A 17,966-nucleotide genomic window follows, 5' to 3' on the forward strand; every position below is an offset into this window, starting at 1 on the left:
CCTAGGGTCGCCGCCGCGCCCGTGCCCGCCGAAGCGCGGCCGCAGGCGGCACCGGCCCTCGCCACCTCCCGACGCGTTCCCGCCCCCGGGGCCCCGAACCGGTGAAGCCCTACCCGAATGGCGGACAGCGTCGCACCGGGCCGCGACGGATCATGGACCACACTGGCGCACATCCGCTCCGCCGAGGAGGTTCACCGTGGCCGTTTCGATCTCCGTGGTCCTGATGCTTGTGATCATGGCGGTGGTCTTCATGCGCAGTGGGGCGCTGCGCCTGTCGCACGCGCTGGTCTGCGTCCTGCTGGGCTTCCTCCTCGCGAGCACCAGCGTCGCGCCCAGCATCCACAACGGGCTCTCCGGCGCCGCCCGCATCGTCAGCGGCGTACGGCCCTGACCCCGCCCGTGCCACGGGGTCAGGGCCACGGCCGCGCTAGCCGCGGCCGAGCTCCACGTCCTCCAGGACCCCGCAGGCGTCCGGCACCAGGATCGCCGCCGAGAAGTAGGCACTCACCAGATACGACGAGACCGCCTGCTCGCTGATGCCCATGAACCGTACGTTCAGGCTCGGCTGGTACTCGTCCGGGATCCCCGTCTGATGCAGGCCGATGACCCCCTGGTTCTCCTCCCCGGTACGCATCGCGAGGACCGACGTCGTCCCCGACGCACTGATCGGGATCTTGTTGCACGGCAGCAGCGGCACACCGCGCCAGGACCGCACCGCCGACCCCAGCACCTCGATGTTCTTCGGATACAGCCCCCGGCTGTTGCACTCGCGGCCGAAGGCGGCGATCGTCCGTGGATGCGCCAGCAGATACTGGGTCTTGCGCCGGCGTGACAGCAGCTCGTCGAGGTCGTCCGGAGTGGGCGGGCCGCCGCGGGTGTGGATGCGCTGGCCGAGGTCGGCGTTGTGCAGCAGACCGAACTCGGGGTTGTTGACGATCTCGTGCTCCTGGCGCTCGCGCAGCGCCTCCACGGTCAGCCGCAGCTGCTGCTCCAGCTGACTCATCGGATCGTTGTAGAGGTCGGCCACGCGCGTGTGCACGCGCAGCACCGTCTGGGCCACGCTCAGTTCGTACTCGCGCGGGGCGAGCTCGTAGTCGACGAACGTACCGGGGATGACCGGCTCGCCCGAGTGCCCGGAGGCCACCGCGATATCGGCCTCGCCCTTCTTGTTCTGCGCGCGCTCCGGGCGGGACGCGAAGTCCTCAAGGTGGCCGCGCAGCGCCTCGGAGCGTCCCGCGATCTCCTGGAAGGTTTGCAGCGGCAGCGCGAGGACCGTGCAGCGCGACACCGCCCGTACCGTGAACTCCCAGGTGGCATCCGGCTCCAGCGGCACCCGCTCGCCGAAATAGTCCCCGTCGGCGAGGACCTTCAGCACGGTCTCGTCCCCGTACTTGCCGCGACCGATCTTGTTGAGCTTGCCGTGGGCGACAAGGAAGATCTCGTCCGCGGGGCCGCCCGCCTCGACCAGGGCCTCGCCCGGCGCGTACTGCCGCTGCTCGAAGGCCGCGGCCAGCGCCTCCAGCACCGCGCTGTCCCCGAAGTCGCGCAGCATCGGCAGCTCACCGAGCTCTGGGGGGATGACCCGCACCTCCGTGCCGGTCGAGATGAACTCCACCCGGCCGTCGCCGAGCGTGTAGGTCAGCCGCCGGTTGACCCGGTAGGTGCCCGCGGACACCTGGACCCAGGGCAGGACCCGCAGCAGCCAGCGGGAGGAGATCCCCTGCATCTGCGGGACGGACTTGGTGGTCGTGGCGAGCTGCCGGGCAGCCGCCGTGCTCAGGCTCAGCTGCTGCCCGTCCGGCTCCGTCGTGTTCTCGGACTCCACCGACGTGGTCATGATTGGTCCTCACCCGTTCTGTTGTACGGTCCTGCGTCGGTCAGTGGCCGATTTCCACGTTCTCCAGGATGCCCAGCGCGTCGGGAACGAGAACGGCGGCGGAATAGTAGGCGCTCACCAGATAGGAGATGACGGCCTGTTCGCTGATGCCCATGAAACGCACGGAGAGGCTCGGCTGGAATTCATCGGGAATTCCGGTGCGGTGCAGACCGATCACACCCTGGGAATCCTCTCCCGTGCGCATCAGCAGAATGGAGCTGGTGCCCCGGTCGCTGACCGGGATCTTGTTGCACGGGAAGAGCGGAATGCCCCGCCAGGCGGGGACATGATGCTCACCGATCTGCACGCTGTCCGGGTAGACGCCCTGGCGGTTGAACTCCCGGCCCACCGCCGCGATCGTCCTCGGGTGGGCGAGGAGGAACGCCGGGTCCTTCCACACCGTCGCCAGCAGCTCGTCGAGGTCGTCCGGGGTGGGCGGGCCGCTGCGGGTGTGGATGCGCTGGCCGAGGTCGGCATTGTGCAGCAGGCCGAACTCGCGGTTGTTGACCATCTCGTGCTCCTGGCGCTCGCGCAAGGCCTCGACAGTCAGCCGCAGTTGCTGCTCGACCTGGTTCATCGGCTCGTTGTAGAGATCGGCCACGCGCGTGTGCACCCGCAGCACGGTCTGCGCGACGCTCAGCTCGAACTCACGGGGCGAGAGCTCGTAGTCGGCGAAGACCCCGGGCAGCGCCGGCTCTCCCGTATGGCCGGACGCGATGTCGATGGACGACTCCCCGTGCTCGTTGGTGGGCCGCAGGGACCGGTCCCGGAACGCCTCGATGTGGGCGCGCAGTTGCGGCGAGCCGTCCACGGCCCGCAGGAAGTCCTGGCGGGGGAGCGACAGCACCGTGCAGGGGGTCAGGGCCCGGACCGTCGCGTCCCAGGCCACCTCCTCGGGCGAGGCCAGCGCATCGTCCCCGAAATACCCGCCGTCGGCGAGGACTCCGACGACCGCGAGGTCGCCGTACTCGCCCTCACGCACCTGCTCCAGCTTGCCGTGGGCGATGAGCACCACCCGGTCGGCCGGCTGCCCCGCCTCCACCAGCACATCCCCCGGCTGGTACTCGTGCTGCGCGAAACGGCCCGCGAGGGCCTCCAGCACCGAGGAGTCGGCGAAACCGCGCAGCAGGGGCAGCTCACCGAGCTCCGCCGGGATGACCCGCACCTCCGCCCCGGTGGAGACGAACTCCACCCTGCCGTCCCCCAGCGTGTGCATGAGCCGCCGGTTCACCCGGTACGAACCACCCGGCACATTCACCCACGGCAGCATCCGCAGCAGCCACCGCGAGGTGATGCCCTGCATTTGCGGCACGGACTTCGTCGTCGTCGCGAGATTGCGCGCCGCGGCGGTGCTCAGACTCAACCGGCCGGAATCTTCCGGGGGGTTGGTGTCGGTCTCCACGGATGTCGTCATATGCGAATGCCCACCCATCCATCGCGAACGGCCCGCAGCGGGACCTGCCGGAATTTCCGCTTCCCGTCACGACGCTAGCAGCGGGCATTCGCCCCGTGCACTCACTCGAATGGGTGGATCGACCGACCGTGCTACGTTTGCACAAATACCCCGACGCCGTTGGCAACGGGCCGTTCCGCGCCCCCCGACGGATGGTTGCGCACGCTCGCGTGTCCGCCGCGCTCGCGGGTGACCAGCGTCGAGGAGCCCCCGCCGTCGAGGTTCACCGCGTCGTCGGCGCCGATGTCCCGCATGACGTCGGCCAGTTCGGCGACCGTGAGCCCCGAGCGGTACTCGGGGCCGCCGTCCAGGGCGAGCAGGTGGAAGAGCCGCCCCTGCTCCGCCATGCCCACCGACGTCCGCACCGCCGGCGTCCTGCCGTCCAGGCCCGCCACCGGCCGCCCGTCGCGCAGCACCGGGAAGCCGCCGATCGCGAAACGCAGCGCCCCTTCCCCGTCCCCGGTCAACTTCCGCTCCACGCGCACCCGGTCGCCGACCCGCAGCCTGCGCAGCTCCCGCGCCCCGGACTCCCGGCCCACCAGCACCACTGTGCCCGCCGCGATCCTGCCCCGCCCGGGAGCGCGTGACTCGGACGCCACTTTGCCGTGCTGCACGGTCAGTTCGTAGGTCTCGTCACTGCACGGGGCGGACCGCCGCGTGTCCGTACCGCACGTCGCCCGCCGTCGCGAGGCCGCCCCCCAGTCCGGGGTGTACGCGCCGATGCCGCCGACGGGAAGCGCGTACTGGTTGAAGCCGCGCAACGGCAGCCTGCGGCCCTTGGCGGTCACCGTACCCCGCAGCGTCAGCCGGTCCAGACGGCCCGTGCGGTCCGTACCGACCCCGATCACGTCGCGGGTCGAGCCGCCCCTGGGCATCGGCGGGCCGAAACGCTGGCCGTCGGGCACCGCCGCGCCGATCCCCCGGCCGCTCGCGACGGACGGCCCGACCGGCGCGCCGGTGGCCTCCACGCCCGGGTGCTGCGCCTCGGAGATGTCGAAGAAGTCCCCGTTGACCCCGCCCACCGCGCCCCGGGCCTCGGCCATCCTGGACACGGTCGACCGCGCCGCGACCGACCCCGGGTACAGCAGGTCCAAGGACACCCGGGGACTGCGCAGATCGGCCGTCAGCAGATGGCCGCGCACCGGACCGTGCGAGGCCGTCAGCGAGAACTCCCGGTAGGAGACGCCGGACGCGACGGGCTCGACCGCCCCCCACAGCAGCGCCGGCCGCGGCCCCGCGTGCGCCCACGCCGTACCCCCGCCTACGAGCGACGCCCATGCCGCGAGCACCGCCAGCACCACGCGGACCCGCCCGCCCGGTCTTGTCCGTCCTGCGCGTCCTGCGCTTTCTGCGCGTCGTACGTGTCCCATCACAGTCTCCCCGGAGCCCTCGTCAACTCTGGCACGGTGCAGGAGCGTTCACCATGCCCCGAAAGAACGGCAGGCGACGCGCACACGTCGCACCGGACAACACCTCGCGCATGCCTGCCCATTGGCCCGCCGGGCCCGGATACTCGCAGGCGTCAGCCCGCCCGCCGGATGCCGCGCCGCGCACCGGCGCCCACCGACACAGGAGGACGCATGACCCCTCGTTCGCGCCGCGCGGTCGTGACCACCCTCGGAGCCGCGTTCGCCGGCGTCGTCACCGCAACTGCCGCGGCACCGGCCCGGGCACAGTCGGCGACGACGGACCGGCACCCGGACGGCCGCCACGGCAGGCCCCCGCTGCGCGGCGCCCACGCGCACAACGACTACGAGCACCGGCACCCGCTCGCGGACGCGCTCGCGCACGGCTTCGACAGTGTCGAGGCCGACATCTGGCTCGTCGGCCACCGGCTCCTCGTCGCGCACGACGCCTCGGGCCTCGACCCCCGGCGCACCCTCGAATCGCTGTATCTCGAACCGCTGCTGCGCCGGGTCAGAGCCGGCCACGGCCGGGTGTACCCCGGCTACGACGCCCCGCTGCAACTGCTCATCGACATCAAGACCCCGGGGGCCGCCACCTATCGCGAGCTCTCCCGGCACCTGGAGCGCTACCGGCCGATGCTCAGCCACTGCGTGGACGGGCGGGTGTACCGGGGGGCTGTGACCGCCGTCGTCTCCGGCGACCGGGGCGCCCGGGCCCCGATGGAACGCGAGCGCGTGCGCCGCGCCTTCTACGACGGCCGGCTCGGCGATCTGGGCCACGGGCTCCCCGCGTCCTTCGCGCCGCTCGTCAGCGACGACTGGAACCAGCACTTCACCTGGCAGGGCGTCGGGCCGATGCCCGCCCGGGAACGGGCCGCGCTGGCGCGGATCCTCAGCACCGCCCACGCCGCCGGGCAGCGCGTACGGTTCTGGGCGACACCGGACCGGCCGGGCCCCGCCCGGGAGGCGGTCTGGCGGGAACTGCACGCTGCCGGTGTCGACTTCCTCAACACCGATGACCTGGACGGGCTTGAGGCGTTTCTCCGCGCGGCGGGCTGAGCGCGCCGGGGCGATCTGGGCGGACACCGGCAAAGCGTAGGGTCGGCGGCTCGTCCGGCCGTCGGCGCCACGCGGCCGCCGTGCGGCGATTTCGCCCGTGCGGCATCGCGGGCGGGCCCGGTGCCGGCGGTGTGTGCCGGGGGAATGTCGCGGTCCGGCGCGGAAGGTGTGGCAGTACCGTCACCGCACGGCGGCAGCGGCGGGCGGAAGGGGACGCTGGACCGTATGGCGTCTCCTCCCGGTCCGCCCGGACCTGCCGGACCAGGACCCTTCGGTCCCCCGGGCCCGTACGGGCCGCCACCGGCTCCGCCGCCCGGTGGCTTCGGGCCTCCCGGACCGCCCTGGTCGCCCGGGGAGCCTCCCGGGGGCGGCGGGGGCGGCGGCCGACGGGCGCTGCTGGTGGTGTGCGTGCTGACGGCTGTCGTCGCGCTGGCGGTCGTGGCGGTGCTGCTGGTCCGGGGCAAGGGTCACGGCGGGGCCGCCACGGGCGGCAACGGGGCCTCGCCGGGCGCTGCTTCGCCCTCGCCCCGGACCACGGCCGGGCCACCCACGGGGCTGCCCTCGGGCTTTCCGACCGGCCTGCCCACGGGGCTGCCGCCCGGGTTCCCGACGGAACTGCTGCCGTGACCCGTCGCCGGGCCGCGGACGGCGGGCGTGCTCAGTCCGCCGGGACGGCCTGGATGTCGAGTTCGATCCGGATCGTCGCGCCGATCATGGCGATGCCGCGCTGGAGCATGGACTTCCAGTCCAGCGTGAAGTCCTCGCGGTGCAGCTCGGTCGAGGCCGAGCAGGCCGTGCGGGTCTCGCCCATGATGCCGGTCCCCACCCCCAGATAGCGGGTGTCCAAGGAGACGGTGCGGCTGACGCCGTGCAGGTTGAGCACGCCCTGGACCGACCAGCGCGAGCCGCCGCGGTGCACGAAGCGCTCACTGGTGAACTGCATGTACGGGTACGTGGCGACGTCCAGGAACTCCGGGGACCGCAGGTGCTCGTCGCGCTGCCGGACGCCGGTGTCGATGCTGGAGGTGTCGATGACCACGTCGATGCGCGAGTGCTCCGGGCTGTCGGCGATCCACAGGGTGCCCTCGAAGCGGTTGAACCGCCCGTGCACCTCGGCGAGTCCGATGTGCCGGGCGATGAAACGCACCGCCGTGTGGTCCGGGTCGATGCGCCACGTGCCCGGCTTCGGCAGGGAGGGGCCGGGCGCGGGCTCCATGCCGACCGGGCCGAGCGAGGTCCGTACACCCTGCGCGCACTCGACGGCGCGGTGGACCGGCTGGTAGCCCTCGGCGGTCACGGCGGCGGTGTACCTCCCGGGCGTCACCGTCGCCGCGAACCGGCCGTGCGGATCGGTCTGTCCGCGGACCACCTCGGCCCCGTTCTCGTCACGCACCGACACGTCCGCCTTGTGGAAGGGAAGTTGCACCGGGTCGAGAACGAGACAGTCGAGTGCTCCCGCGCCGTACGGCATCGGCGCGCTCTCCTCACCAGGAGAGCGCTTGAAACGACGCAACAGCGCGAAAGCCATCCCTGAGGGCCCTTTCCGTGACCAGAAGACGAAGTGAGGTGAAGAGAGGTCTAGACCATCACATCCGGACACTGAAAGGCAAAAATGGTTGCACCTCTTCGAAAACGACCCGTGTTGACTGCTTCCTCCTTCGATTCATTCGTCGCCTTCCGTGTTGGTGCGGCTGTCGTCCTCCGCGGCAGCGAGCCGGGCCGCGACCCGCCCGCAGGGACCACTCGCGGCGAGCCGCACCGCGTCCTGCCGCACCGTGAGTGCGGGATCCGGCACCGAGCGCTCGTGACCGGGCGTCAGCGCCTCGGCCAGCAACCGCTGGGCCTGGCGGGCCGCGGCCGAGGCGAGGAACCACAGGGCCTCGACGTCGAGGCCCGGCGCCGGTTCCGTCTCACCCGTGAACTCAGCAGGACGGCCGGGCTTCTCCACCGGGGGCGGCGGCTCCGGCAGCGCCCGCGGCGCGCCCTGTGCGGCGAACACCTCCCGGGCCGGCAGACCGCCGAGTGCCCCGGCGCCAGGGGACGCCGGGGCGTGGGCGGCGCTGCGGGAGCGCAGTTCCTCCAGCAGCTCGCCCTCGCCGCGCCCGCGCATCAGCAGCAGGACGAAGGGATCCTGGTCGAGCAGCCGGGCGACCTGGTGGCACAGCGCCGCCGTGTGCGGACAGTGGTCCCACGCCCCGCAGTCGCACCGCGGCTCCAAGTCGCCGATCCCGGGGAGCAGTTCCACACCCGCCGCCAGCGCGTCCTCGGCCAGGTGCGGCGGCAGCTCGCGGTCGAGCAGCGCCGCGATGTGGCCGGAACGGCCGGCCATCAGCTCCAGCAACTGCTCCCAGTCGCCTGCCGGAAGCTCCTGCAGCACTACATCGGAACGGTGCGGTGTGCCGTCACGGTCCCGTACCAGCGCGGTGATCCGGCCCGGGCGCACGGTGACCGCGCCCACGGCACCGGCGCGTGCGTGCCTGCGCCCGGCGCGCACCTGCGCGCCGTCGAGCGCGGTGTCCTCCAGTGCCTTGAGCCAGGCCCGGCCCCACCACGTCCGCGCGAAGCCCCGCCCGGGCGCCGGGGGACAGGCTTCGAAGGTGCGCTCCGCCCCATCGTGTCCACGCGTCGTCAGGTCCGTCACCGTCCGGCCTCCCTCAGGGCGACGAGCTCCGCCAGCTCGGCATCGGTCAGTTCGGTCACGGCGTCCTGCGCGGAGCCGAGGACGGCGTCGGCGAGCGCCTGCTTGCGCGCGAGCATCTCCGCGATGCGGTCCTCCACCGTGCCCTCCGCGATCAGCCGGTGCACCTGCACGGGCCGGGTCTGGCCGATGCGGTGGGCGCGGTCGGTGGCCTGGGCCTCCACGGCCGGGTTCCACCAGCGGTCGAAGTGGACGACGTGCTCGGCACGGGTGAGGTTCAGCCCCGTCCCCGCCGCCTTCAACGACAGCAGGAAGACGGGCACTTCGCCGTCCTGGAAACGCCGGACCATCTCCTCGCGCTGCCGCACCGACGTGCCGCCGTGCAGGAACTGCACGGGTATGCCGCGCTGTTGCAGATGCCGTTGCAGCAGCCTGCCCATGCGCACGTACTGCGTGAAGACCAGGACGCCCGCTTCCTCGGCCAGGATCGTCGCCAGGAGCTCGTCGAGCAGTTCCACCTTTCCCGAGCGGCCCTCGATCCGGGCGGAACCGGCGCTCTCGTCGAGGAACTGCGCGGGATGGTTGCAGATCTGCTTCAGACCAGTGAGGAGCTTCACGATCAGGCCCCGTCGCTCGAAACCGTCCGCTTCCGCGACCTCGGCCAGCAGCTCGCGCACCACCGCCTCGTACAGCGCCGCCTGTTCCGCCGTGAGCGCGACCGCGTGGTCCGTCTCGGTCTTCGGCGGCAGTTCGGGCGCGATGCCCGGATCGGACTTGCGGCGGCGCAGCAGGAACGGGCGGACGAGCGCCGCGAGCCGCTCGGCGGCCGCCGGATCGGTGCCGCCCTCGACCGCCTGCGCGTAGCGCCTGTGGAAGGCACTCGACGACCCCAGGAGACCGGGGGTGGTCCAGTCGAGAATCGCCCACAGTTCGGAGAGCTTGTTCTCCACCGGAGTACCGGTGAGCGCGACACGTGCCTTCGCGCCGATCGTGCGCAGCGCCCGCGCGGTCCCGGAGGACGGGTTCTTCACGTGCTGCGCCTCGTCGGCGACGACCATGCCCCAGCCGATTCCGGCCAGTCGCGGCGCGTCCAGCCGCATGGTGCCGTACGTGGTCAGGACGAACTCCCCGTCCTCGACCCCGTCGAGATCGCGCGCCGGGCCGTGGAAGCGGCGGACGCGGGTCCCGGGGGCGAAACGCGCGATCTCCCGCTGCCAGTTGCCCATCAGCGAGGTCGGGCAGACGACCAGGGTGGGCCCTGCCGCGCCGGGCAGCTCCTGGCGGTGCAGATGGAGGGCGATGAGGGTGATGGTCTTGCCGAGGCCCATGTCGTCGGCGAGGCAACCGCCGAGCCCCAGTGAGGTCGTCGTCGCGAGCCGGTCCAGGCCGCGCAGCTGGTAGTCGCGCAAGGTGGCGGCGAGCGCGGCGGGCTGCCCGACGGGCTCGTGGGCGGTGGGGTCCGTAAGGCGGTCCCGCAGGGCCGCCAGCCGGCCGGTGACGCGGACCTCGACGCTCTCCTCGCCCTCCTGGCCGGTGTGCGCGCGGCCGGTCAGGGCGGCGCCGAGTGCCTCGACGGGGGTGACCTCGCGGTCGCGCCGGCCGCGTGCCCGGCGCAGTGCCTCCGGGTCGACGAGCATCCACTGGCCGCGCAGCCGCACCACCGGGCGTGCCGCCTCCGCGAGCCGGTCCAGCTCCTCCCTGGTCAACTCCTGCCCGCCCACGGCGAACCGCCACCTGAAGGCGAGCAGCGCGTCCGCCGACAGCAGGGAAGGCAGTCCCGAGGCGGCGGCGGGTTCCCGGTGTCCCTCCGGCGGGCCGACGACGGCCCGCGCGGTGAGCTCGCGGACGAGGTCCTTGGGCCAGTGCACCTCGACTCCGGTGGCCCGCAACGCCGTTGACGCGGAACCGAGCAGCTCGCCGACTTCCTCGTCGGCCAGATCGAGGGCGTCGGGGAGCGCCGAGGACAGCAGCGGGGAGAGCGCCGGCCAGGCGTGCGCGGCGCGGCGCAGCGCGAGCAACGCGTTCATCCGGGCCCCGGAGCCGCCCAGGGCACGCGCCGCGGGCGTGGTGCCGGACCATACCTCCGCGGCGTCCGCGACGAGCGCCGGATCGCCGAGACTGTGCAGCTGGAGCACGGCACGAAAGCGCGGCGGTACGGGGCTGTCGCTCTCTGTCGTCCCCGGCAGCCACAGGGTCTCGACGCGCAGCGACAGCCGTACGCCCGCGTCCCGCCCGGCGGCCACCCCCGCGGCCCAGGCGCGCTGCTCGGGCAGCCGCTGCGGTGCGTCGGCAGCGAAGGCGGGCCCGCCCGCGGCGAGCGCCGCGGCGGGGGAGCGCGGCAGACCGTCGGCCACGGCATCCAGGAACGCGCGCAGCAGCCGCTCCGGTTCGGGCAGCAGCAGCGGGTCTCCGTTCGCGAGCGGTACGGCGTGCGCGGCCGGCGGCATCGCCTCGGCCAGCTCGCGTACGCGCAGCACGTCGTCGGGGGAGAGGGGGCCGACGCGCCAGGCGTCGTGGTCGGTCGCGCTCAGCCCCGGCAACAGGCGGCCCCGGGCGGCCAGTTGCAGCGCGAGCACCGCGGCGGCGCCCCAGAAGGAGGCGGCCTCGTCGGACCGTGCGGCACGGGCGCGGGTGAGCGCGGGCAGCGCCTCGCGTACGGGCAGCACGGCGGCCCGCACGGTCGTGAGCGCCACGTCCGCGCCGTCCGGGACGGCGAGGGTGAGGTCCTCGACGGGGCCCGGGGCGGCGGGAGGCTCGCCGTCGGGCCGCCAGAACGCCACGCGTCCGGTGCGGGGCGGGTCGCCGGGGAGGAAGAGTGCGGAACAGCGGGCCAGAAGGGAGATCCCGGAAGGGCTTGCGGCAGGGAGCGGAGTCACAGCGCTCGGCATTCCTCAAATTTGACTAGTGGCGTCGGGGTCGCCGAGGGTACACGAACCGTGGGCCCGGGGGAGAGACTGGACCTGTGATCCACGGCATGCCGCGCACGGCGCCGGAGGCGGACGAGGGAACCGGCACGGGCCGGGGGACGTTTCCCCCGATGAAGCGGCGGACGCCGCGAAGGAGGCGGAGAAGATGAGCACCAGGGCCAAGGTCGCCGTCGGCGGTGTGGCGGTCGGAGTGATCCTGCTGTGGCTGCTGCCCTTCTGGGCGGCGGTGCTGGTGATGGTCGGCGTACCGGTCGGTGCCTATCTGCTGCTCGACCCCTCGCAGCGCAAGCGTCTGCGCAGGGTCGGCCGCAAGGAGCTGGGGCGCTAGGCCGGGCCTAGCCCTCGGGGCCGCCGGTGAACGCGGGGGCGAGCGCCGCGGCCAGCGTCCTGACAGGGCGGCCCGATCCGTCCGCCGGCACGGTCCACAGGTCGGAGCCGTGGTTGCCCGGCAGCGCGTAGACCAGGGAGTGGCCGTCCCGCCAGACGGCCTGGTCGTCGATGCTCCGCCGCTCGGCCGTGGGGGTCTCGCGCGACGTGCGCAGGTCGAGCACGTACAGCAGCCAGGGCGCGTCGGGAGACGCTCCCTCGACGCGCTTCTTGTACGCGATACGCGTTCCGTCCGGTGACAAGGAGGGACACTCCACGTTGCCGTGCACGGCCCGCAGTGTCCGGGTCTCGCGGTCACCGCGTACCAGATAGGTCCGGCCGCCGGTCGCGACGGTGGCGTAGAAGCGGGTGTCGTCGGCGAAGGTGACCCCCCAGACATTGAGGTCCGCCGCCCGGTACGGGGAGCCGTCCAGCACGAACGTGTAGTCCTCCTCCAGATTGCGGTCCAGGCGGCCGGTCCGGACGTCGAGCAGCGAGGTGCGGGTGGAGAACGACGACCCCGCGTACGAGTCACCGCTGACGAACACCGTCCAGGCGGCGCTGCGGCCGCTGGGGGAGACCCGGGCCCGTGAGGGTATCCCGGCCAGGTCGTCGGCGCGTGTCTCGCGCAGCCGCGCGTCGAGCACCACGGCGCGGTAGCTGTCGCGGAACGGGCCGTGCACGGCCCGCAGACAGATCCCGGTGCCCCCTGCGGTATGGAAACGCAGACAGCGCACACCGGAGGACGTACGGGGGCCGCTGAGGCGGTCCGCCGGGACCGAGGAGATCTCGTCGCGGTGCGGCCCCCAGGACATGTTGCGGAAGACGGCACGCCCCGGGGCGGTCAAGGAGACCTCGCCGGAGCGTACTTGGGGGCCGCCCGGCTGCGTACGGTCCTTCTCGGCCGCCCGGCCGACGGCGTGCAGCGTGGCCCCGACGGCGACTCCGGCCAGCAGGACGACGGCTGCCAGCAGGATCAGTATGCGGCTCCGGCGGCTCAACGGGGGCTCTCCGCTGGGGCGTCGGCGAACGCGGGGCACGGTCGCAGCAGCACGGCTCCGATCGCGGCCGACACGGCGAGACCGGCCGCGGCGGCGGCCAGCGCCGTACGGTCGCCCCACGCGGTCCAGGCCGCGCCGAACGCGATCGAGCAGACGAAGCGGGCACCCGCCTGACCGGTCTGGACCGTCGCGAGACCGCTGCCGCGCAGCGCCTCCGGCACGGCGTCGGCGGTCGCGGCGGCCAGCACACCGTCGGTGGCCGCGTAGAAGGCGCCGTGCAGCGCCAGTACGGCACAGGTGACGGCCGTCTCCCCGCCGAGCGGGGCGACGAGCGTGCCGTAGGCGGCGAGCAGCGCGAGATGTCCGCACAGGAAGAGCCGTCCGCGGCCGACGCGGTCCGCGACGGCGCCGAGCGGCACGGCCAGCAGCAGGAACACCGAGGCAGTGCCGAGCGGCAACAGCGGGAACCAGGACTCCGGCAGTTCCAGACGGCGCTGCAGTGTGAGGTAGAGGAACGAGTCGCTGACCGTGGTCAGCCCCAGGAGGACCGCGCACCCTGTCAGACGGCGCACTGCGGGCAGACCCGCCACCGCGCGCAGGGGCACGCTGCGGGAGTCCGCCCGCGCGGCAGGCGCTCGGCTCGTCCCCGGGACGAACAGCAGCAGCACGAGCACGCCCGCGGCGGCCGCGCAGCCGCTGACGGTGAACACGGCGTCGTAGCCGCCGGCGGCCACCCGCAGCAGCGCGAACGCGGCGAGCGGGCCGAGCAGCGCACCGGCCGTGTCCATGGCGCGGTGCACCCCGAACGCCCGTCCCCTGGCGGCGGGTTCGCTGTTCAGTGAGATCATGGCGTCCCGTGGCGCGGTGCGCAGTCCCTTGCCGGTGCGGTCGGCCGCGAGGACCGCGCCGATCAGCGGCACGCTGTGCACCAGGAGCAGCAGCGGCTTGCAGGCGGCGGAGAGGCCGTACCCGACCGCGGCCACCGCCTTGTGGCTGCCGCCGCGGTCGGAGAGCCTGCCGCCCACGAGCCGTACGAGAGTGCTGACCCCGTTGTAGAGGCCGTCCAGCAGGCCGAACCCCAGGGGAGAGAGGCCGAGTTCGGCGACGAGGTAGAGCGGGAGGACCGCGCTGACCATCTCCGAGGAGACGTCGGTGATCAGACTCACCGTCCCCAGGGCGAGGACGGCCGAGGGGACGGCGGCCCGCCGGCCGGGGAGGGGAACCCGGCCGGCGGCGTCGGAGGAGTCAGGAGAGCCGTCCGCGGTGCGGCCGTCCGCGAGGTACACGGTCAGCCGGCCCAGACACCGGAAATGTCCTTGCCGTTCGCGGCGTTGCCCGCGTGCGCGGTCCCGTACATGTCCTCGACCGTGCGCAGGACGTCGTAGTGGTTGTAGGTGGTGTCGGAGGTGGAGCCGGGTTTGACGGGCTGTCCGTACAGCACGGTCGGGATCCGGTTCCCGCTGAGCCGGTTGTCCTCGTCGAAGGTGATCAGGAGCAGGCTGTTGTGGGTCCTGGACCAGTCGGCGTAGCCCTTGAGGTGGTCCTTGAGCCAGGTGTCGCCGGTGCTCACCGAGCAGTCGTGCATGTCGCTGCACAGGTTCGGGATGACGAAGGAAACCGTCGGCAGCGTGCTGTAGTCGGTGGGGAAGGCGTCGAAGGTGTGCGCGGTGCCGGCCGGGACGTTGGCGAAGCCGAACCAGGGGTTGTGCTTCTGGGCGTAGTCGCCGCTGCGGCAGACGGTGGAGCCCTCCGCGGGGAGGGACTCGTTGTAACTCGCCCAGCTCTTGCCGGAGTCGGTGAGCTCGGAGGCGAGGTTGGATGCCTGGAAGGAGCCGGGGGTGACACAGCTGTCGTCGGTGACGCCCTGGGTGTCCCCGGAGAACAGGGCGTAGTAGTTCGGCTGGCTGGGGTGTGTCTCGGCGTACGAGGCGGTCAGGTTGCCGCCGCCCGCCACCAGGGAGTTGATGTACGGCGCCGAGGAGTCGCCGATGACCTGGTCGTAGGCGCGGTTCTCGAAGACGACGACCACGACGTGGTCCGGTGCGGGTACGGCCGCCACGGCGGCGGAGGAGTCGCCGGCCCACAGGCCGAGCGATATCGCGGTGAGTCCGAAGGCCGTGATGAGGGCACCGGTTCGGCGGCGCGGTCGACGGGGGCCTGTGGGGCGGCTGGCGTCGGCGGGCACGGGGTCCTCCGTACGGGACGAGGGGCGGGGCGCGGGCCGGTGGGGTGAGCGGCGCCTGCGGGTGTGCTGGCAGCGTAGGGCGGCGTGTATGACATGTACATGCCTTGGAAGTGACAAGTCGGGGAACAGTGGCCGAGCACGGCAGGGCCGTGTCCGCGTATGCCGGGCGATCGCCGCTCGTGGGCCGGTGCGGCCGCCGGGGCTCAGGCGGCGGGCAGTCCGAGCAGGGACCGTGCGACGTGCTGCGGGGTCTCGTCGTGCTCACGCGCCAGTGCGATGACGGCACGGCACGCGAGCTCGTTCACACCGAAACACAGGGCCTCGGGCGACACCCAGTGGGCCGCCTCCGCTGTCGCGTCGTCGTCGCCCTCGGCGCACGCCGCGACATATGTGGCGGCCGCTTCGAAGAGATTGTGCTGCCGCCCCTGGGAGGGCGGGGTCGAGGGCCTGCGGACTTCCTCCTTGTGCCTGCGGAACCTGTCGAACACGCGGATCACCTGCCCCCGTGAACGGTACGTCCTGCGGTCGTTCAAGTGTGCCCGCCCACTGTGGAGTTGAACCTCCGACGAACGGCGGGCGAGCAGTGGGGTGACGTGCTCGGACAAGTCACCCGACGTGCGGGTTTCGGCGCACGGTCCCACCGGGAGCAGTGGGGCGGTTCAGGGCCGTCCCGGCCCCCGGCGCCCGAGGGGTTCCTCGCGCACCGCGAGCGCGAGGAACCGCTTGTCCTCGTCGGTGTAGGAGACCAGGCGCCAGCCCGAACGGGCCAGCAGGGGCCGCAGGTTCTCCTCGGCGCGCTCGTCGTCGGGCGTCACCGCCCGGCCGTGCCGGGCGGCCAGCGCCGCCCGCCCGACCGGGTGGAAGAGCGCGAGCCGTCCCCCCGGCCGCACCACACGGGCCAGCTCACGGAACCCGCCGACCGTGTCCGCGAGATGCGAGATGAGCCCTGCGGCGAAGACCGCGTCGAGCGAACGGTCGCGCAGGGGCAGCCGGGTCACGTCCGACAGGAGCAGCAGGCCGTGCGCGTCGCGGCCGGCCCGCACGGCGGCCCGCAGCATCGCGGGCGTGAGGTCGACGCCCAGCACGACCCCGCTCCCGCCCACCGCCCCCCGCAGCGCGGGCAGCGCCCGCCCGGTCCCGCAGCCGGCGTCCAGGACCGCATCGCCCCGGCGCAGGCCCAGATCGGCGACGGCGGCCTCGTACGCGGGCCCGTCGTCGGGGAACCGGGCGTCCCAGCCGTCGGCCCTTGCCGTGAAGAAGTCCTTCACCCGGGAGGGGTCGTTGCTCACCTGGCAGCTCCTTCGATGGTGCGTCCTTCGGGCGCGGGCCCGTGGCGGCGGCGGGTCCGCGTCAGTGGAGCGTACGCTCCCGCGCCGGGCGTCGATTCCCGGTGTCCCGGCACATCTTCCGTGTCGTGTCCCGGTCCGGTGCCGACCGGTCCACGACACGGGCGGGCCGGATCGGGCGGGTTGCCGACGGCGCGCACGTGAGCAAGGCTTGCACGGCAGTCACGGGGAACGGCGGAACGGGGAGGCGGGACATGGCGCGCGGCAAGGAACTCGACTGGATGCTGGACGACCTGACCGAGCGCGTCGAGCACATACGGCACGCGCTGATGCTCTCCGACGACGGACTGGTGACGGGCGCGAGCACCGGTCTGTCGCGGGAGGACGCCGAGCACCTCGCGGCGGTCGCCTCCGGCCTGCACAGCCTCGCCAGGGGCACCGGCCGGCAGTTCCGGGCGGGCCAGGTGCGGCAGACCATGGTCGAATTCGACCGAGGTGTGCTGTTCGTGACGGCGGCGGGCGACGGCAGCTGCCTGTGCGTGCTCGGCGGCCAGGACGCCGACATCGGCCAGGTCGGCTACGAGATGGCGCTCGTGGTGAACCGCGTCGGCCGGGCCGACCACGTCGGGCAACAGCCGGACGCCGCCGCACGACAGCGGCGGAACGCGGGCGAGGAGCCCGGAAGGCACCACTGACCAGGGCGGAATCGCGGCCGCGGAGAGTTATCCACAGGGCTGACGGGCTGCCCCTCCTCACCGCTACAGTCGTCACTGACAGTGATGGACAAGCAACGGGGGAGGACATCATGGCGGTTCAGTCATGCCGGACGTGGGGCGCGGCGGCACCCGGAGTGCCGTTCAGCAGGGCGGCGCGCGAACTCGGGCTCAAGCCCCGCGAGTTCGAACTCGCCGTCCAGCTCGGCCACGTACGCACCCTCCCGTCCCGCTCCGGCGGGCGGCGCAGGGTCGCGGCGGAGGAGATCGAGCGGCACCGCGGCAGCACGGGTTTCCCGGAGGCGCTGCGCTCCCGGGTGTGGGTCGTGGGCACGGCCGAGGGCGCCGAGCTCCTGGGCATCGGCCCGGCCCGGTTCACCCGCCTCGCCAAGGCCGGGTGCTTCGCGCCGGTCAGGTTCTACGTCAACCGGTACCGCGCCGTGGTCTGGCACTACCTGGCCTCCGAGCTCGCGGAGTTCGCCGACGCGCAGCCCGCCCTGCTCACCGGACGCACCCCGCCCGCGCTGCGCGCGGCCGCCCAGGCCCGTGAGGACCACCGGGCCCTGCGGTGGCGGAACCGGCGGACCGAGCGGCTGACGGCCCTGGCCGACGACCCGTGGGAGCGGGCGGCGGTCATCGCCTCGGTGCTCGGCCCCGAACCCCTCGCCGACGCCGTGCCCGACCGCTGCGAACGGGCGTATGTGACCGCGCTGCGCCCGGAGTTCAGCCAGGCCCGGCCGGTCACACCCGCGGTCCGCGAGGTGATCGACACGGTGGTCCTGGCCTCGGACCCCGACGAGATCGCCCGGTACCGGAGCCTGCTGATCGACGCGGTGGTGCGAGCGCGCGCGAACCGCCCCGCACCCCGGCTGCCGGGATTCGCCGGTCCGGAGCTGCCGGGCCCGCACACCACCCGTGCGACACCGCCCGTACCGACGCCGCCGCACGCACCGGACTCCCCGAAGAGCCAGGGGACTTCGGCCGGGGCGGCCAAGTGGGGGCTGCGCGCACTGTGGGGGAGGGTGCGGCGCCGGGGCTGAGCCGCCCCGGGGACAC

General features: G+C 73.2%; 16 protein-coding genes and 1 pseudogene. 6 read left to right on the forward strand and 11 right to left on the reverse strand.

From position 1 onward, the window contains the following. Nucleotides 1–196: 196 nt before the first annotated feature. Nucleotides 197–391 carry a hypothetical protein gene (locus ACFP1Z_RS15225; protein WP_390316814.1) on the forward strand — a complete coding sequence of 65 codons (195 nt, stop codon included), beginning with the start codon at nt 197–199 and terminating at the stop codon, nt 389–391. Between the two features lie 36 nt (nt 392–427). On the opposite strand, the gene ACFP1Z_RS15230 is transcribed toward ACFP1Z_RS15225, so the two are convergent. The 3 genes from ACFP1Z_RS15230 to ACFP1Z_RS15240 form a co-directional block, all read right to left on the reverse strand. Next, on the reverse strand, nt 428–1,837 hold the full coding sequence (locus tag ACFP1Z_RS15230; protein ID WP_390316815.1) for a family 2B encapsulin nanocompartment shell protein: 1,410 nt from the start codon (nt 1,835–1,837) through the stop codon (nt 428–430). 40 nt (nt 1,838–1,877) lie between these two features. Continuing rightward, entirely contained in the window at nt 1,878–3,290 is a 1,413-nt protein-coding gene (locus ACFP1Z_RS15235) for a family 2B encapsulin nanocompartment shell protein (RefSeq protein WP_390316816.1), read from the reverse strand. Between the two features lie 131 nt (nt 3,291–3,421). Beyond that, the gene (locus ACFP1Z_RS15240) at nt 3,422–4,630 is read right to left on the reverse strand and encodes a phosphodiester glycosidase family protein (protein ID WP_390316817.1); all 1,209 of its coding nucleotides are present in this window, start codon (nt 4,628–4,630) and stop codon (nt 3,422–3,424) included. A 279-nt stretch (nt 4,631–4,909) separates the two neighbouring features. Between ACFP1Z_RS15240 and ACFP1Z_RS15245 the strand changes: the two genes are divergently transcribed. Both ACFP1Z_RS15245 and ACFP1Z_RS15250 read left to right on the forward strand, forming a co-directional pair. Further along, nucleotides 4,910–5,794: a phosphatidylinositol-specific phospholipase C/glycerophosphodiester phosphodiesterase family protein gene (locus ACFP1Z_RS15245; RefSeq protein ID WP_390316818.1), complete on the forward strand. Its 885-nt coding sequence runs from the start codon at nt 4,910–4,912 to the stop codon at nt 5,792–5,794. Nucleotides 5,795–6,202: 408 nt separating this feature from the next. After that, entirely contained in the window at nt 6,203–6,421 is a 219-nt protein-coding gene (locus tag ACFP1Z_RS15250) for a hypothetical protein (protein ID WP_390316819.1), read from the forward strand. A gap of 31 nt (nt 6,422–6,452) precedes the next feature. On the opposite strand, the gene ACFP1Z_RS15255 is transcribed toward ACFP1Z_RS15250, so the two are convergent. From ACFP1Z_RS15255 to ACFP1Z_RS15265, 3 genes and pseudogenes are all read right to left on the reverse strand, one after another. Continuing rightward, complete coding sequence (locus tag ACFP1Z_RS15255) at nt 6,453–7,322, reverse strand: YceI family protein (protein WP_390316820.1); 870 nt, start codon at nt 7,320–7,322, stop codon at nt 6,453–6,455. A gap of 177 nt (nt 7,323–7,499) precedes the next feature. Beyond that, a pseudogene (locus tag ACFP1Z_RS15260) lies at nt 7,500–8,426 on the reverse strand (SWIM zinc finger family protein); the annotation flags it as partial. 5 nt (nt 8,427–8,431) lie between these two features. Next, complete coding sequence (locus ACFP1Z_RS15265; RefSeq protein WP_390316821.1) at nt 8,432–11,308, reverse strand: DEAD/DEAH box helicase; 2,877 nt, start codon at nt 11,306–11,308, stop codon at nt 8,432–8,434. Between the two features lie 196 nt (nt 11,309–11,504). On the opposite strand from ACFP1Z_RS15265, the gene ACFP1Z_RS15270 reads away from it, so the two are divergent. Further along, on the forward strand, nt 11,505–11,687 hold the full coding sequence (locus tag ACFP1Z_RS15270; protein ID WP_390316822.1) for a hypothetical protein: 183 nt from the start codon (nt 11,505–11,507) through the stop codon (nt 11,685–11,687). Nucleotides 11,688–11,694: 7 nt separating this feature from the next. On the opposite strand, the gene ACFP1Z_RS15275 is transcribed toward ACFP1Z_RS15270, so the two are convergent. From ACFP1Z_RS15275 to ACFP1Z_RS15295, 5 genes are all read right to left on the reverse strand, one after another. Further along, nucleotides 11,695–12,726, reverse strand: coding sequence for a TolB family protein (locus tag ACFP1Z_RS15275; protein WP_390316823.1), 1,032 nt, complete (start codon nt 12,724–12,726; stop codon nt 11,695–11,697). Next, nucleotides 12,723–14,012, reverse strand: a complete 1,290-nt coding sequence (locus tag ACFP1Z_RS15280; protein ID WP_390316825.1) for an MFS transporter — start codon at nt 14,010–14,012, stop codon at nt 12,723–12,725. The genes ACFP1Z_RS15275 and ACFP1Z_RS15280 overlap by 4 nt, the downstream gene beginning before the upstream one ends. Nucleotides 14,013–14,014: 2 nt before the next feature. After that, entirely contained in the window at nt 14,015–14,911 is an 897-nt protein-coding gene (locus tag ACFP1Z_RS15285; protein ID WP_390316826.1) for an alkaline phosphatase family protein, read from the reverse strand. A gap of 203 nt (nt 14,912–15,114) precedes the next feature. Beyond that, nucleotides 15,115–15,399 (reverse strand): hypothetical protein, encoded by a 285-nt coding sequence (locus tag ACFP1Z_RS15290; protein WP_390316827.1) that lies wholly within the window; start codon nt 15,397–15,399, stop codon nt 15,115–15,117. Between the two features lie 171 nt (nt 15,400–15,570). Then, nucleotides 15,571–16,200, reverse strand: coding sequence for a class I SAM-dependent methyltransferase (locus ACFP1Z_RS15295; protein WP_390316829.1), 630 nt, complete (start codon nt 16,198–16,200; stop codon nt 15,571–15,573). Between the two features lie 251 nt (nt 16,201–16,451). Here ACFP1Z_RS15295 and ACFP1Z_RS15300 point away from each other — a divergent pair, with 251 nt between their 5' ends. Next, nucleotides 16,452–16,892: a roadblock/LC7 domain-containing protein gene (locus ACFP1Z_RS15300; RefSeq protein WP_390316830.1), complete on the forward strand. Its 441-nt coding sequence runs from the start codon at nt 16,452–16,454 to the stop codon at nt 16,890–16,892. A gap of 110 nt (nt 16,893–17,002) precedes the next feature. Then, entirely contained in the window at nt 17,003–17,950 is a 948-nt protein-coding gene (locus ACFP1Z_RS15305) for a DUF6397 family protein (protein ID WP_390316831.1), read from the forward strand. The last annotated feature ends 16 nt before the right edge of the window (nt 17,951–17,966 follow it).

The sequence above is a fragment of the Streptomyces gamaensis genome (assembly GCF_042656465.1).
Taxonomy (GTDB): Bacteria; Actinomycetota; Actinomycetes; order Streptomycetales; family Streptomycetaceae; genus Streptomyces; species Streptomyces gamaensis.

What these genes read in the sequence shown, in the direction of transcription:
- ACFP1Z_RS15270 (WP_390316822.1), top strand. Translation starts at nt 11,505, where the DNA reads ATGAGCACCAGGGCCAAGGTCGCCGTCGGCGGTGTGGCGGTCGGAGTG.
- ACFP1Z_RS15235 (WP_390316816.1), bottom strand. Translation starts at nt 3,290, where the DNA reads ATGACGACATCCGTGGAGACCGACACCAACCCCCCGGAAGATTCCGGC.
- ACFP1Z_RS15255 (WP_390316820.1), bottom strand. Translation starts at nt 7,322, where the DNA reads ATGGCTTTCGCGCTGTTGCGTCGTTTCAAGCGCTCTCCTGGTGAGGAG.
- ACFP1Z_RS15230 (WP_390316815.1), bottom strand. Translation starts at nt 1,837, where the DNA reads ATGACCACGTCGGTGGAGTCCGAGAACACGACGGAGCCGGACGGGCAG.
- ACFP1Z_RS15300 (WP_390316830.1), top strand. Translation starts at nt 16,452, where the DNA reads ATGGCGCGCGGCAAGGAACTCGACTGGATGCTGGACGACCTGACCGAG.
- ACFP1Z_RS15305 (WP_390316831.1), top strand. Translation starts at nt 17,003, where the DNA reads ATGGCGGTTCAGTCATGCCGGACGTGGGGCGCGGCGGCACCCGGAGTG.
- ACFP1Z_RS15245 (WP_390316818.1), top strand. Translation starts at nt 4,910, where the DNA reads ATGACCCCTCGTTCGCGCCGCGCGGTCGTGACCACCCTCGGAGCCGCG.